Raw genomic sequence first — 13,212 nt, forward strand, 5'->3', positions numbered from 1 at the left:
CAGCAGCAACACCGGAAAAGCGCTACTCTCCGCAGATCGATCATGGACTCGCGGCGACGTGCCCACGGGCGGAGCCGAGCGGTGACAGAAGAAACATCGGGCCCGCGAAGCCGTCCCGGCCGGGCAACGCTTGCGGCAACATGACGGTATGGAGCCGCCGCCCGCCATCGACACCGATCCCCGCCTGGTGGGAGATCGGCTGCGGCAACTGAGACAGGCACGGGGCGTCTCGCTCACCGAGCTCGCCAAGCGCGCCGGCATCGACAGGTCCACGCTGTCGGACGTCGAGACCGGCGGCACCAACCCGACGCTGGAGACCCTCTGGGCCATCACCGCACAGCTCGGGGTGCCGATCGGGGCGATCCTCGACACGCCGCCCCAGCCGCAGATCATGCGTGGCACGGCGATGGAGGCCGAGCTGCTCGAAGCGTTCGAGGACGCCTACGTCACCTACGAGCTCTACAGGGTGCGCCTCCTGCCCGGCCTCACCCAGACCTCCCCCGCCCACCACGAGGGCGTGACCGAGCACGTCACGGTCTTCACCGGCACGCTCAGCGCGGGCCCCATCCGCGAGCCGCTCACGGCCGGCCCCGGCGACCACATCTCGTGGCGCTCCGACGTGCCGCACGGCTACCGCGCGCACGGTTCCGACATCATGCGCGCCACGCTCCTCATGCGCTACCCCGTCAAGTCCTGACCGGGCCGGCATGTCCGGCACGGGCGGTAACCGGCGGCGCCGGCCTGGGCGAGGGTGCGGAACCCGTGCCGGTGCCGGGGCGTGATGCGCCTGGCGTTGTGGCACGTCGGGAAGCACACGACGCCTGTGGTGTCGCTGGCCAGGTAGAACACCCGTTCCCCGGCCAGCTCCCGCACCCGCGCCAGGTCCGCGCCCTCGGCCAGCAGCAGCCGTTCCTTGGCCGCCGGGCCGAACACGTAGTCGCCCGCCACGCCGTCCGACCGGGTCACCCGGTGGCAGGGCACCAGCAGCGGCACCGGGTTGCGGCCGAGGGCCGTGCCCACCGCGCGCACGGCCCCAGGCCGGCCGGCCTGGGCGGCCACCCACGCGTAGGGGCGGACCTCGCCGCGCGGGATCGTCCGGACCACCTCCAGCACGTCCCGCTGGAACGGACTCAGCCCGCGCAGGTCCAGCCGCACCCCGGAGGGGCGGCCCGTGCGCAGCGCCGGCAGCAGCCCGGCGGGCGGCCGGGCGGCGGGCAGCAGCGGGCGGCCGAAGCGTTCCCTGAAGGCCTCGGCGAACCCCTCCCCGGCGTGCACGTAGGCCACGCCCTGGTCGGTGAACGCCACCCCCAGCTCGCCGATCGGTCCCGGCACGCTCACCCAGCGCGCCGCGATCCGGTCGAGCAGCCCCTCGGGGGCGTCCACGGCCAGCGCCGCGAGTCCGGTGAGCAAGGGATCAGGGGTCATCGGGCACCTCCTAGTTCGCGCAGCCGACGCAGCCCGCGCGACACGTGCGACTTGACCGTGCCCTGCGGGATCTTCAGCACGGCGGCGATCTCGCTGACCGGCAGGTCCACGACGTGCCGGAGCACCACCGCGGCCCGCTGCTCGGGGGGCAGCAGGCCGAGCAGCACGGCCAGCTCGTCGCCGGTCTCACGGCGCGCCGCCGCCTCCTCGACATCCTCGCCGGGATCGATCCCGTCGACCGGCTGGTCGTGCAGCTCCGGTGGCGGCTTGCGGGCCCTGGTCCTGGCCAGGTTCCGCCAGACGTTCATCAGGATGGTCATCAGCCAGGCCCGCGGCTGGAGCTCGGCGAGGCGGTCGCGCTCATATCCGGCCAGTCCCCGGTACGCCCGCAGGAACGCCTCCGCGGTGAGATCCTCGGCGTCGGCCCAGCGCCCGCTCAGCCGCAGCGCGGTCGAGAAGACCATGCCGCGGTAGGCGCCGTAGAGCTCGGCGAACCCCTCGTCGAGGTCTTCCAGCAGCGCCTTGCGCACCGGGTCGAGACAGTCGATTTCCCTCACGCACCCTGCAACACCGCGGCGCCCGGTCCGGTTGCACCGGTCGCCCCGGGAAAAGGCCGAGGCCCGCGTCCTTGGCAGCAGGACGCGGGCCTCGACCGCGAATCAGGTCAGACGGCGACCGCGAGCTGGGACACCTCGCCCAGCTTGGCCTCCACCTGGACGTCCCTGGTGACGCCGCCGCCCGCGATGATGCGGACGGTCCAGTCGCCGGGCGCGGCGAAGAAGCGGAAGACGCCCTCCTCGGACACCACCACCTCACCGGTGAACTCGCCCGAGCCGTCGAGCAGCCGCGCGTAGGCGGTGCCCGTGCCTGTCACCACACCCTGGATCACAGCCTGGGTGGACAGGTCGATCCCAGCCGGCAGCGCGGTCGTCTGCTCCGGCGCTCCGCATCCGTCTGCAGTGGTCATCAGCGGGCCTCCCCCAGCTCGATCGGCACGCCCACGAGCGAGCCGTATTCGGTCCATGAACCGTCGTAGTTCTTCACGTTGGACTGCCCCAGCAGCTCGTGCAGCACGAACCAGGTGTGCGCGGAGCGCTCACCGATGCGGCAGTAGGCGATGGTGTCCTTGTCGAAGTCGACTCCGGCCTCTCCGTAGAGAGTGCGCAGGTCGTCGTCGGACTTGAAGGTGCCGTCGTCGTTGGCCGCCTTGGACCACGGGATGTTGCGCGCGGTGGGCACGTGGCCGGCGCGCTGCGCCTGCTCCTGCGGAAGGTGCGCGGGAGCCAGCAGCTTGCCGGTGAACTCGTCGGGCGAGCGCACGTCCACCAGGTTGAGCTTGCCGATCGCGGCCACCACGTCGTCGCGGAAGGCGCGGATCGCCTGGTCCTGCTCCTGCGCGGAGTACTGCGTCTTGTCGCGCTGGGGCACGTCGCGCACGAGCTCACGCGAGTCGAGCTCCCACTTCTTGCGCCCGCCGTCGAGCAGCTTGACGTTGTCGTGGCCGTAGAGCTTGAAGTACCAGTACGCGTAGGCGGCGAACCAGTTGTTGTTACCGCCGTAGAGCACGACGGTGTCGTCGTTGGAAATGCCACGGTCGGACAGCAGGGCCTCGAAGCCGGTCTTGTCCACGAAGTCGCGGCGCACCGGATCCTGCAGGTCCTGCCGCCAGTCGACCTTGACGGCGCCACGGATGTGGCCCTTGTCGTAGGCGCTCACGTCCTCGTCCACCTCGACGAGGACTACTCCGGGGGTGTCGAGGTTGGCCTCGACCCAGTCGGCGTCCACCAGGGCGGCGGAGCGGCTCATTAGGAAACCTCCATTTTGGCGGCGGGCAGTAGACGGCGGATGAGCAGGTACGTTTCGCAGCCAAGGCAGAATCCGAAGGCTGCGTTGAGGAATGCGGCGAGGAGAGCCGCGGCCGTGGCCACCAGGGCCAGCGGCATGATCCCGGTGAGGTATCCGGCCAGCCCCGCGACCGCGAAGGCCAGCCCCACCCCCTGCGCGAAACGCGGCGGGCGGGCGTCCTCGGTCTCCTTCGGAGCGCTCTTGACGAACGCCGTGAAGAGCATCGAATACGGAGAGCGGCGCACGACGCCGAGCGCGAAGACCACCGCCTGGGCGGCGAGCAGCCAGGCGCTCTCCGTCATCAGGGCGGAGGCGAGGACCAGTGTGGTGACGGCCGCGCCGAAGCGCAGCGCTCTAGGGTCGGCACGCATCGTTGGATGCTCCTGAAGGGGTCGACTGGAGCGGATCGGGAATCCGCGAGATCGTCCTCAGGCAGCGCGACAGAGCGCGGTGGACACGCGGCAGAAATCAACCGCGCGCCGCTTAGTCAGCAGCTCTGTCGATGGGTTCACGAAATCGACAGTACTCGGCGTCTCGTCATCTGTCACATCTCGTCCGGTTGATGAGACACGCCATGAGACAACTCTCCGTCACGAATCCGTTACGGCCGCGGCGAGCGCCGCCAGCACTTCGGCCTTTCGTGGCTGGCCAGCGGCCCGCCGGACGATGTTGCCCGCCGGGTCGAGCACGAGGACCGTCGGAGTGCGCGTGACGTCCAGCCGCCGTACGAGGTCCAGCCGGGACTCGGCGTCGACCTCCACGTGGCGCACCCCCCGCACCATCTCACTCACGTCGGCCAGGATCCGTCTGGTGGCCCGGCACGGCTGGCAGAACGCCGTCGAGAACTGCACCAGCGTCGCCCGCTCCCCCAGCTCCTCCCCCAGGTCAGCAGCGGTCAGCCGACCCTCGCCGCGATCACGCAGCCGTCCGTCGCGGCGCAGGCGAACCACCCCGATCAGCACCCCGAGCGCCAGAGTCGCCAGCGCCACCCAGAAACCTGTCATTTACTCCCTGCAACCGCGGGCGGCCGCGATTACTTCCACGTTGCGCTGTTTCCCTGCCGTGATCATTCTGCCCCTGCTCGGGTTCACTTCCGCCCCGCCGGTCACTTCCGTACCGGCACGCTGACGAGCAGCCCGCCCGACGGTTCGACGATCTCGAACCTGGCGATCTCCCCCATGAGCACCGGCGTCGTCCGCTTGAACACGGCCTTGTCCTGATAGCGCTCGCGGCTGATGACCCAGCTCTCCGTGGCGTCGCGATGGCCGTCCACGTCGATGACGACCAGGCTGCACGTGGTGCCGACGGGCACGTTGGTGATGCGGATGCCGAGCTCCGTGCCGCCGTCGCCGGGCCAGGCCGACACGGTGGCGCGATAGCCCTTCGCCCGGTTCACGCCGGTGAACTCGCGGCCCTCGACCGCCTGCTTGGTCTGGCCGTCCGACTCCGCGAGCCGGGGCTGGACCTGGTTGTACGGCGAGAAACTGCCCTGACTGTCCGCTCTGGACTCCTGCGCCGGGGCCGCCGCCGGGGCCGCGGTGGCGGCCCCGCCAGACCCGTTGCTCTGGATGGCCGTCCACACCGTGCCGCCCACGGCCAGCACCGCGACGGACGCGGCGGCGACCAGCAGCAGGCGGCCCCGCCGGGACCGCCTGGCGCGGTCGTTCAGCAGCCGGTCGAGCACCTGGCGTGGCGGGCTCGCCACCAGCTCTATGTCCCGCTCGGACACCTTGCCCAGGAACGCGGCCACCCCTTCGAGCTCGGTCAGCTCGGGGCCGCAGCTCTCGCAGGTCGCCAGGTGGTTGTCGATCTCCAGCGCCTCTTCCGGGTCGAGCGCCCCCAGGGCGTGCGCGCCCAGGGAGAGCCGCACCTCTTCACAGGTCATCATGGCGCCAGCCCCCGTTCTTCGAGGGCGAGCTTGAGTGCCCGCAACGCGTAATAGGTGCGCGACTTGACCGTGCCCGGCGGAATGCCCAGCGTCGCCGACGCCTCCTTCACCGATCGCCCCCGATAGTAGACCTCCATCAGCACCTCACGGTGCTCCGGCCGGAGCGCGGCCAGCGCGCCCGCCACCGCCCACGACTCGACCGCGCGTTCCAGCTCGTCGTCGGCCGGCAGCACGGCCAGCGCCTCGTCGCCGGTCTCCGGCGGCCTGGCCTTCTTGGCCCGGTGCTGGTCGACGACGAGATTGCGGGCCACCGTGAACAGCCACGCGCGGACGGGCCGGCCGGACAGAGCCTCGGGATGTCGCCAGGCCCTCAGCAGGGTCTCCTGGACGACGTCCTCGGCCCGGCCCGAGTCACCGGTCAGTCTCAGAACGTAGCCGTACAGTGGACCGGCATGCTCGTCGAAGAGGGTTCTCACAAGTTCCTCGTCGGCGGTACCGGCTGCGCTCACACCCTCATCACGTAGGAACGACCGGACCGGTTCAAGCTCATCCACGAATCGGCACGTCAGAAGCTTCGGCCGTGAACTCCAAGCCGTCGGCGACGCTCTCGACCCCGGTCACCCGCACGTCGAAGGGAAGCTTCCCCCGGAACGGGATCGTGTAGTTGACGAACTGCGCGAGCTGCGCGGGCACGCCCTCGATCTTCTCCGCCTGGAGCCTGATGCTCCCGTCGGCCACGACGACCCGCATCTCGGCGTCGAACTTCACCTTCTGCACTCCCACCATCACCTCACCCGAGGCCACCAGCCGCCGCCCGTTGCCGCCGATCTTGACACCCTGCGGGGCGAACCTGTCGATCGTCGCCCTGGTCAGCGTGCCGCTGACGGTCACCCGACCGGCCTGGACGTTGGCCCTGTTCTGCAGGACGTCGGCCAGGGGGGCCGTCACGTCGTAGGCGGCGCCCCGCAGGTTCTTGATCGGCACGGACGCCATGGTGAACGTGCCGAGATTGAACCGTACCTCCGGATAGTGCCCGGAGACGGCCTGGGTAAGAAATGGGATGCCCTCGATTGTCACCGTGGGCGTGCCGTCAATGTCGGTCGCGGCCGCGATCCGGTTCGCCAGATCGCGCTCCACCCCGGCCACGGCCACCCGGTCGACCGCTATCAGGAGAACGGCCAGCACGATCAGGAAAAGGATCAGCTTGCGCATGGGGCTCCCTGTCTCAGGCGGGGGTCACGAGCCTACCGACTGGTATCACTCATTCCCCGGCAAAGTGCCCGATCACCCACCGGCGAAGGGCGGCAGCACCTCCACTGTCGCACCGTCCCCGAGTGTCACCTGGTCATGATGGCGTTTGCCGACCGGGGAGCCGTCCACGAGGAACGAGCAGCGCTGAATCACCCGCGCGAGTTCGGCGCGATTCGCTGTGATTTTGGTCATGAGTTCGCCAAGAGTTGTGACCGCTTCGTACGGCTCCTCGGCAACCCCCGCGGCTTCCTTGGCCGCAGCCCAATAGCGTATTTTCCCGGTGGCCATGCACACCTCACAATCGGTTCACCCTCCATTGTGCGGCGTCCGAAACCCGGATGTTTCGGGAGACGCACTGTTCACCTGCTGGACGGGCAATGGACTCGACTTACTCGTGAGATATCCTCGGCTCAAGGACCTGGGCAAGGTAGCCCCCCCGGGTCCTTTCGTGTTTGAGGAGGCCGTAATGAGCAACCTGCTGCTGCTGACCAACGCCCTCGAGCCGTCCGCCGAGGTGCTGCCGGCGCTGGGGTTGCTGCTCCACTCGATCCGGGTCTCGCCCGCCGAGGCGTCGGCGCTCATCGACACCCCGCCGGCCGACGCCGTGCTCGTCGACGCGCGCAAGGAGCTGGTCCATGCCAAGAGCCTGTGCCGGTTGATCCGTACGACGGGCATCGACTGCCCGCTGCTCGTGATCGTGACCGAGGGCGGGCTGGCCGCGATGACCGCCGAGTGGGGGGTCGACGACGTGCTGCTCGACAGCGCCGGCCCGGCCGAGGTGGAGGCCCGCCTGCGCATGGCCACGGGCCGCATCTCGCAGTCCGCCGCCGAAGACGTGCCCGACGAGATCCGCAGCGGCGACCTGTCCATCGACGAGGCCACCTACACCGCCCGGCTGCGCGGGCGGGTGCTCGACCTCACCTTCAAGGAGTTCGAGCTGCTGAAATACCTCGCCCAGCACCCCGGCAGGGTGTTCACCCGCGCCCAGCTCCTCCAGGAGGTCTGGGGCTACGACTACTTCGGCGGCACCAGGACGGTGGACGTGCACGTGCGGCGGCTGCGGGCGAAGCTCGGCAACGAGTACGAGTCCTTGATCGGCACGGTCCGCAACGTCGGCTACCGTTTCGTCCCCGACCGCGCGGACACGGCCAACGTCTGATCCGCCGGGTTTGATCGACTGACGCCACCCCTGTCCGATTGACAGGGGGGCGTCCGCTGGCATCCACTGTTGTGACAAGTTGTGGTCAGAGCTGTTTCTGGCCTGTTATGTCGCGGACACCGCCGTCCCGGGATTGGGTGGTGTCGGGGTGGGTCTGTTCAGGTCATTGGTGGACGAGGGCGCGCGGCCACGGGTCTACCGGCGTAACGAGACCATCTGCTCGTCGTTGCGGCCGTCCGACCGCGTCCACGTGATCGAGTACGGCTACGCCCGCGAATACACCCCGCCCGGCGAGCGCGAGGCCCTGCACGACCTGCGCGGCGACGGCGACCTCGTGGGCGAGCTGGCCTTCTGGAGCCCGGCCGAGCAGGTCAAGGTGGACGCGCTGACGGAGGTACGCGCCTGGCCGATCGACATCCGGCGGCTGCGCGAGCACGCCGCGGACAGCCCGGCCGTGGCGACCGCACTGGTGCAGGAGCTGTTCGCCAGGAGCATGGCCGCCCGCAGGCACGAGGCCCTGGCCCGGGCCCCGGTGGCCGCCCGGCTGGCCGTGTGGCTGCTGCACCTGGACGAGCGCTACCGGCTGGCCTCCGAGTCCGCGCCGCCGCTGTCCATGGAGACGCTGGCAGACCTGGTGGGCAGCTCCCCCGACGTGGTGCAGCGCCGGCTCACGCAGTGGGTCCAGCGGGGCTGGCTGGTACGGCCCGGCTACCGGCGGCTGCGGATCGCCGACCCGTCCGCGCTGCGCGACGCCGCCGGGAGCTGGGAGCACCTGTCGGCGCCCTGGACGGGCCGGGTGACGCCGTTCCTGACCCGGCCGGGCGCCGTGCCCGGACCGCTGCCGGTCCGCGAGGTGCCCAAACCGCGCCAGCTCCCGGCCGCCGTGCCCGACTTCACCGGGCGGCAGCAGAGCCTGGACCTGCTCACCGCCTGGCTGGAGCGGCCCAGGCGGACGAACACCATGGTCGTGCAGGGCTTACCGGGGGTGGGCAAGACGGCGCTGGCGACGTACTGGGGTTACCTGCACGCCGACCGGTTCCCCGACGGGCAGATCGTGATCGACCTGCGGGGCCAGTCGCCGAGCCAGCCGCCGATGACCCCCGCGGAGGCGCTCGGGCAGATCCTGCGCTCGCTCGGCGTCAGCGAGCACATGCCCGCCTCCGACGAGGCCGAGCTGATGCTGCTCTACCGCAGCAGGATCGCCGGGCGCAGGCTGCTGCTCATCCTCGACAACGCCGCCGACCCGGCCCAGGTCAGGACGCTGCTGCCGGGCAGCGGTGACTGCGTGGTGCTGGTGACCAGCCGGACCCGGATGGCGCCGCTGCACACCACCGGGCACGCCGACCTCATGGACCTGCCGGTGCTCGACCCTGGCAACGCGGTGGCGCTGCTCGTGTCGGTGCTCGGAGAGGACTCGCCGCGGGCCGCCGACCGGGATGGGCTGGCCGAGCTGGCCCGGGTGTGCTCGTACCATCCCTTCGCGCTGCGGATCTCGGCGGCCAAGCTGGCCGAGAACCCCGGGCTGAGCGTGCAGGCGCGGGTGCGGGAGCTGCGCAAACCCGAACGGCTGCTGATGAGCGATCCGGAGGAGGCGTTCCGGTCGGCGCTGGACCTGGCTTACGAGTCGCTGAGCCCCGCGCAGCGGCGGGCGTTCCGGCACGTGGGGCTGCTGCCGGGGCGGGACTTCGCGCCGCAGGTGCTGGCGGCCGCACTCGGCGTGCCGGTGCCGGAGGCCGTGGCGGCGGTGGAGGGGCTGCACCGGGCCTACCTGGTGGAGCCGCTGCCGGGGCCGCGATACCGGGTGCACGACCTGGTCAAGCGGCTGGCCAGGGAGCTCGGCCGGCACGCCGAGGCGGGCGTGCGCGAGGCCAGGGTGCGGCTGCTGGACCACTACCTGACCGTGGCGACCGATCCGGGCACGACGCGCGAGTGGTTCGAGGCGGAGCGGCGTTCGCTGGTCTCGGCCGTACGGCTGGCCGAGGAGAGCGGCGCGCACGGGGCGGCGTGGCGGCTGGCGGAGGCGGTGTTCGTGCCGTTCAGGAAGCTGCGTTTCTACGCCAACAACCTGGAGGTCCAGCAGGCCGGGCTGGCCTCGGCGATGCAGGTGGGCAACCGGCGGGCCATCGCGCTCATGCGCAGCCACCTGGGCTCGATCCACCGCGACATCGGGCCCTCGACACTGGCGGCCAGGTTCATCGGTGAGGCGCTGGCCGACTTCGACGCGCTCGGCGACGGAGTGGGGCGGGCACGCGCGCTCAACGACCTGGCCGAGGTGCACGGCATCGCGGGCAACAACGAGGACGCCCTGAAGTGCGCCGAGGAGGCGCTCGAACTCTACAAGGGCATCGGCGACCAGGCCGGGGTGGTGAGCTGCCTGCACACGCTGTCGCGCCTGCACCTGTCCCAGGAGCGGTACGAGCTGGCGCTGCAGCACGCCGGGCACGCCCTGGACGTACGCGAGGAGCTCGGCGACCGCCGGGGCACCGCGCAGAGCCTGATCATCCTGGCCAGGGTGCAGCAGAGCCTGGGCGAGCCGAACGCGGCGCTGTCGGAGGGCCTGGAGGCCCTGTCGATCTGCCACGAGCTGGGCGACGAGCACGCCGAGGCCGAGACGCTGCTCTGCCTGGCCGAGATCTACGACCTGCTGCGGCTGCACCACGACGCGCGCCGCGACGCCGAGCGGGCGCTAGCCGGATACACCGCGACCGGCGACCAGTACGGTTGCGGCCGCGCGTTGTGCGCCCTCGGCCGCATCGCACGCAACGGCTCCCGCTACGACGAGGCGCTGGACTACTACGAGCAGGCGCTGGCCGTGCAGGTCGAGCTGCACCACGAGCAGGGCAAGGCCGAGACCCTCGGGGACATCGGGCTGGTGCACTGGCGGCTGTCGGACTACCTGCGGGCCGACGACTACCTGAACCAGGCGCTGACGATCAGCCGGGTGATCCGCGACGGGCCGGTGGAGGCCCGCATGCTCAACCGGCTCGCCCGGGTGCGGCGGCGGCAGGGGCTGCCGCAGGTCGGCTTCGTGTACGCGCTCGAAGCCCTGGACATCGTGCAGGGCATGGGCAACCGGCGGGCGGAGGCGGACGTGCAGGAGACGCTGGCGTACACGTACCTGTCACTGGGGCAGCACCAGCCGGCGCTGAAGGCGGCCAGGGCGTCGCTGGCGATCAGGGAGGAGCTGCGGGACAACCGGGCCAGCGCGCTGCTGTCGATCGCGCAGGCCCTGCACACGGCGGGCCGGCCGGTGGAGGCGCTGGAGCCGGCCAGGGAGACGGTCGAGCTGCAGGACGAGACCGGCACCAGGGACCGGTGGGCGGCGGCGCTCACGACGCTGGCCATGGTGCTGCTCGACCTGGATCGTCCGGAGGAGGCGCTGGTCTACGCGCGGCAGTCCAGGGAGGTGCACCTCGAATGCGGGACCAGGCGGGACCTGGGATGCGCGTTGCGGGCGCTCGGGCTGGTCGCGGCACGGCTGGGGAACCGGGAGGAGGCGGCCGACCGGCTGGGCGAGGCCCGGCGGGTGCTGGAGGAGGTGGGTGACGCGTTCGAGGCGCGGCGGGCCACCGAAGAACTTCGCGCCCTGGGCGGATAAGGCCGACAAAAGTCGTGAAATCCGCCGCCTGAGGTCGCAGATCTTCCGGCGCGTTTCTCGTTAGCTGGTACTGCCGGCTACGACAAGCGGAGGTGATCCGGATGCTCAAGAACCATCTGCGTGTAGACCTTCAGTGGCTCAAGCGACAGGCGCGAAAGGACCGACGGATCGCCGTCTGCCTGCTCGCCGTGACGCTCGCCGCCTGGGCCCGCCAGTTCCCGTCCTGGGCGGTGGCGCCCGCCGGGTCCGAGATCCTGCGGGGGATCTCGTACGGGCTGGTCGCCGGGTCGGCGGCCACCTGGCTGGTGGCGGCGTACCTCGTCGTCCGGAGTCTCAAGGGGCACGGGGGGCAGGGGACGGGGCTGCGCAGGGCGCTCAAGGCGGGCGCGGGCAAGACGTGGGCGCTGCGCTCGGTCGGCGCCTTCGCGGCCTGGCATCTGCTGCAGTTCGTCACGGCGCTGGTGCAGGGGTGACGGGGGGCGGCGGAGGCGGGGGCTCAGTGCCGGCCCGTGGCCTCCGCCCGCTCCAGGGACTCGATGCGGATGCTCGTGCCGGTGTGGACGTACTGGACGATCTCCGCCCTGGTCAGCTCGGCCACGCCGAAGTCGGTGCCGGCGTGGGCGTCGCACCACTCGACGATCTTGTGGGGGTCGGCGAGCGGGGCGGCGAAGTGGACCAGGCTGATGTACCAGCGGTCGCGGACCCGGTCGTGTTCCAGGTCCTTGACGCCGCGCGCGGCCAGGCCGCGGGCGAGGCGGCGCCACATGGTGCCCAGCGCGTCGTCCTGCGGATAGCCGCAGGCCACCACGCCGCCCGCGTGCGGGCTCACGCCCACCAGTCGCACCCGGGCCGGGGGAAGGCCGGCGACGGCCTCGGCCAGGGCGCACGCGTAGGCGCGGCGGAGCGGGTCGTGCGCGGGGACCTCGTGGCGGTAGGGCTCCAGGGACCTCAGGGTGAGGTGCAGCGTACGGCGGCCGTGCACCCAGTGGCCGGGGGCCTCGATGGTTGCCGACAGTCCGGTCAGGCGGTCGAGGACCTCGCCCGTGGGACGGAGCACCGCCGCGAGCCCCCAGCGCTGCGCGCCCTCGACCATGGGGAGGTCATGGGTGGCCTGGCCGGACAGCAGGGCGGCACGTCCCTTGGCGCGAAATTCCACAAAATCTGACATGCGGAAAATATTGCCATGCCAGCCGGGGTCAGGTTGACCCACGGATGAGCGCGAGCACGGCCCAGCCGGGCCACGACGGTGCCGGCCGGAACGCCGACCCGCCGGATAGAGAGCGGCGTATGCGGGAAGTGGCAGGTGGACGGCAGTGGCGGGGGTCCGGGGGCGGGCCGTCGCCGGCAGAGAGGTGGGGCACGTGTCCGGCGATCTGATCATTCCTGACGCCGCCCAGGGCGTGGTGCTGTTCGCGCACGGCAGCGGCAGCGGCCGGCTCAGCCCGCGCAACCGGTACGTGGCCGAGGTGCTCAACAGGGCCGGGCTGGGCACGCTGCTGTTCGACCTGCTCACGCCGGACGAGGAGGCCGACCGGTCGAACGTCTTCGACATCGGGCTGCTGGCCGAGCGGCTGCTGGAGCGTACCGGCCGGGTGCGCGAGGAGGTGGACCTGCCGATCGGCTACTTCGGGGCCAGCACCGGCGCGGCGGCGGCGCTGTGGGCGGCCGCCGAGCCGGGCAACCCGGTCGCCGCGATCGTCTCCCGTGGCGGGCGGCCCGACCTGGCCGGGAGGCGGCTCGCGGCGGTACGCGCGCCGACCCTGCTCGTCGTGGGCGGCCGTGACCCGGTGGTGGTCAAGCTGAACGAGGACGCCCAGCGGCGCCTGCGCGCCGAGAACAAGATCACGATCGTGCCCGGCGCCACCCACCTGTTCGAGGAGCCCGGCGCGCTGGAATCCGTGGCCGAGCATGCCCGGGACTGGTTCGCGACCCACTTCACCGGCCCGGGGACCCACGGGTGAACGGCTGCCCCCGGGCAACAGCCGCGGAACGAGCACGTTGCGATATCGATCCATCACGTTGCCGTGATCCACAGTTTGTGCGAGC

General features: G+C 71.3%; 16 protein-coding genes. 5 read left to right on the top strand and 11 right to left on the bottom strand.

The features are described 5' to 3' along the window. Positions 1–148 precede the first annotated feature (148 nt). Positions 149–697, top strand: a complete 549-nt coding sequence (locus tag ABGB18_RS43190; RefSeq protein WP_347701501.1) for an XRE family transcriptional regulator — start codon at positions 149–151, stop codon at positions 695–697. On the opposite strand, the gene ABGB18_RS43195 is transcribed toward ABGB18_RS43190, so the two are convergent. The 10 genes from ABGB18_RS43195 to ABGB18_RS43240 form a co-directional block, all read right to left on the bottom strand. Further along, positions 679–1,425 (bottom strand): methylated-DNA--[protein]-cysteine S-methyltransferase, encoded by a 747-nt coding sequence (locus ABGB18_RS43195; RefSeq protein WP_347701502.1) that lies wholly within the window; start codon positions 1,423–1,425, stop codon positions 679–681. The two genes, ABGB18_RS43190 and ABGB18_RS43195, sit on opposite strands and share 19 nt — an antisense overlap. Next, complete coding sequence (locus ABGB18_RS43200; protein ID WP_347701503.1) at positions 1,422–1,982, bottom strand: RNA polymerase sigma factor; 561 nt, start codon at positions 1,980–1,982, stop codon at positions 1,422–1,424. Before ABGB18_RS43200 ends, ABGB18_RS43195 begins: the two co-directional genes overlap by 4 nt. 107 nt (positions 1,983–2,089) lie before the next feature. Next, entirely contained in the window at positions 2,090–2,392 is a 303-nt protein-coding gene (locus ABGB18_RS43205) for a DUF1416 domain-containing protein (RefSeq protein ID WP_347701504.1), read from the bottom strand. Continuing rightward, positions 2,392–3,231 (bottom strand): sulfurtransferase, encoded by an 840-nt coding sequence (locus tag ABGB18_RS43210; protein ID WP_347701505.1) that lies wholly within the window; start codon positions 3,229–3,231, stop codon positions 2,392–2,394. Before ABGB18_RS43210 ends, ABGB18_RS43205 begins: the two co-directional genes overlap by 1 nt. Further along, positions 3,231–3,641, bottom strand: coding sequence for a DUF4395 domain-containing protein (locus ABGB18_RS43215; protein ID WP_347701506.1), 411 nt, complete (start codon positions 3,639–3,641; stop codon positions 3,231–3,233). The genes ABGB18_RS43210 and ABGB18_RS43215 overlap by 1 nt, the downstream gene beginning before the upstream one ends. 219 nt (positions 3,642–3,860) lie before the next feature. Further along, positions 3,861–4,274, bottom strand: coding sequence for a thioredoxin family protein (locus tag ABGB18_RS43220; protein ID WP_347701507.1), 414 nt, complete (start codon positions 4,272–4,274; stop codon positions 3,861–3,863). Between the two features lie 101 nt (positions 4,275–4,375). After that, the gene (locus ABGB18_RS43225; protein WP_347701508.1) at positions 4,376–5,158 is read right to left on the bottom strand and encodes a zf-HC2 domain-containing protein; all 783 of its coding nucleotides are present in this window, start codon (positions 5,156–5,158) and stop codon (positions 4,376–4,378) included. Next, positions 5,155–5,667 carry a sigma-70 family RNA polymerase sigma factor gene (locus ABGB18_RS43230; protein ID WP_347701509.1) on the bottom strand — a complete coding sequence of 171 codons (513 nt, stop codon included), beginning with the start codon at positions 5,665–5,667 and terminating at the stop codon, positions 5,155–5,157. The genes ABGB18_RS43225 and ABGB18_RS43230 overlap by 4 nt, the downstream gene beginning before the upstream one ends. Positions 5,668–5,704: 37 nt before the next feature. Further along, positions 5,705–6,370, bottom strand: coding sequence for a DUF2993 domain-containing protein (locus tag ABGB18_RS43235; protein ID WP_347701510.1), 666 nt, complete (start codon positions 6,368–6,370; stop codon positions 5,705–5,707). Between the two features lie 72 nt (positions 6,371–6,442). Continuing rightward, on the bottom strand, positions 6,443–6,697 hold the full coding sequence (locus tag ABGB18_RS43240; RefSeq protein ID WP_347701511.1) for a MoaD/ThiS family protein: 255 nt from the start codon (positions 6,695–6,697) through the stop codon (positions 6,443–6,445). Positions 6,698–6,875: 178 nt separating this feature from the next. Between ABGB18_RS43240 and ABGB18_RS43245 the strand changes: the two genes are divergently transcribed. From ABGB18_RS43245 to ABGB18_RS43255, 3 genes are all read left to right on the top strand, one after another. Beyond that, positions 6,876–7,568, top strand: coding sequence for a response regulator transcription factor (locus ABGB18_RS43245; RefSeq protein ID WP_347701512.1), 693 nt, complete (start codon positions 6,876–6,878; stop codon positions 7,566–7,568). Positions 7,569–7,716: 148 nt separating this feature from the next. Then, positions 7,717–11,166 carry a tetratricopeptide repeat protein gene (locus tag ABGB18_RS43250; RefSeq protein ID WP_347701513.1) on the top strand — a complete coding sequence of 1,150 codons (3,450 nt, stop codon included), beginning with the start codon at positions 7,717–7,719 and terminating at the stop codon, positions 11,164–11,166. Between the two features lie 101 nt (positions 11,167–11,267). Next, entirely contained in the window at positions 11,268–11,639 is a 372-nt protein-coding gene (locus ABGB18_RS43255) for a hypothetical protein (protein WP_347701514.1), read from the top strand. Between the two features lie 23 nt (positions 11,640–11,662). On the opposite strand, the gene ABGB18_RS43260 is transcribed toward ABGB18_RS43255, so the two are convergent. Beyond that, complete coding sequence (locus ABGB18_RS43260) at positions 11,663–12,334, bottom strand: hypothetical protein (RefSeq protein ID WP_347701515.1); 672 nt, start codon at positions 12,332–12,334, stop codon at positions 11,663–11,665. A 193-nt stretch (positions 12,335–12,527) separates the two neighbouring features. Between ABGB18_RS43260 and ABGB18_RS43265 the strand changes: the two genes are divergently transcribed. After that, positions 12,528–13,127 carry an alpha/beta family hydrolase gene (locus ABGB18_RS43265; RefSeq protein WP_347701516.1) on the top strand — a complete coding sequence of 200 codons (600 nt, stop codon included), beginning with the start codon at positions 12,528–12,530 and terminating at the stop codon, positions 13,125–13,127. Positions 13,128–13,212 lie beyond the last annotated feature (85 nt).

The organism is Nonomuraea sp. B12E4 (assembly GCF_039871825.1).
Classification (GTDB): Bacteria; Actinomycetota; Actinomycetes; order Streptosporangiales; family Streptosporangiaceae; genus Nonomuraea.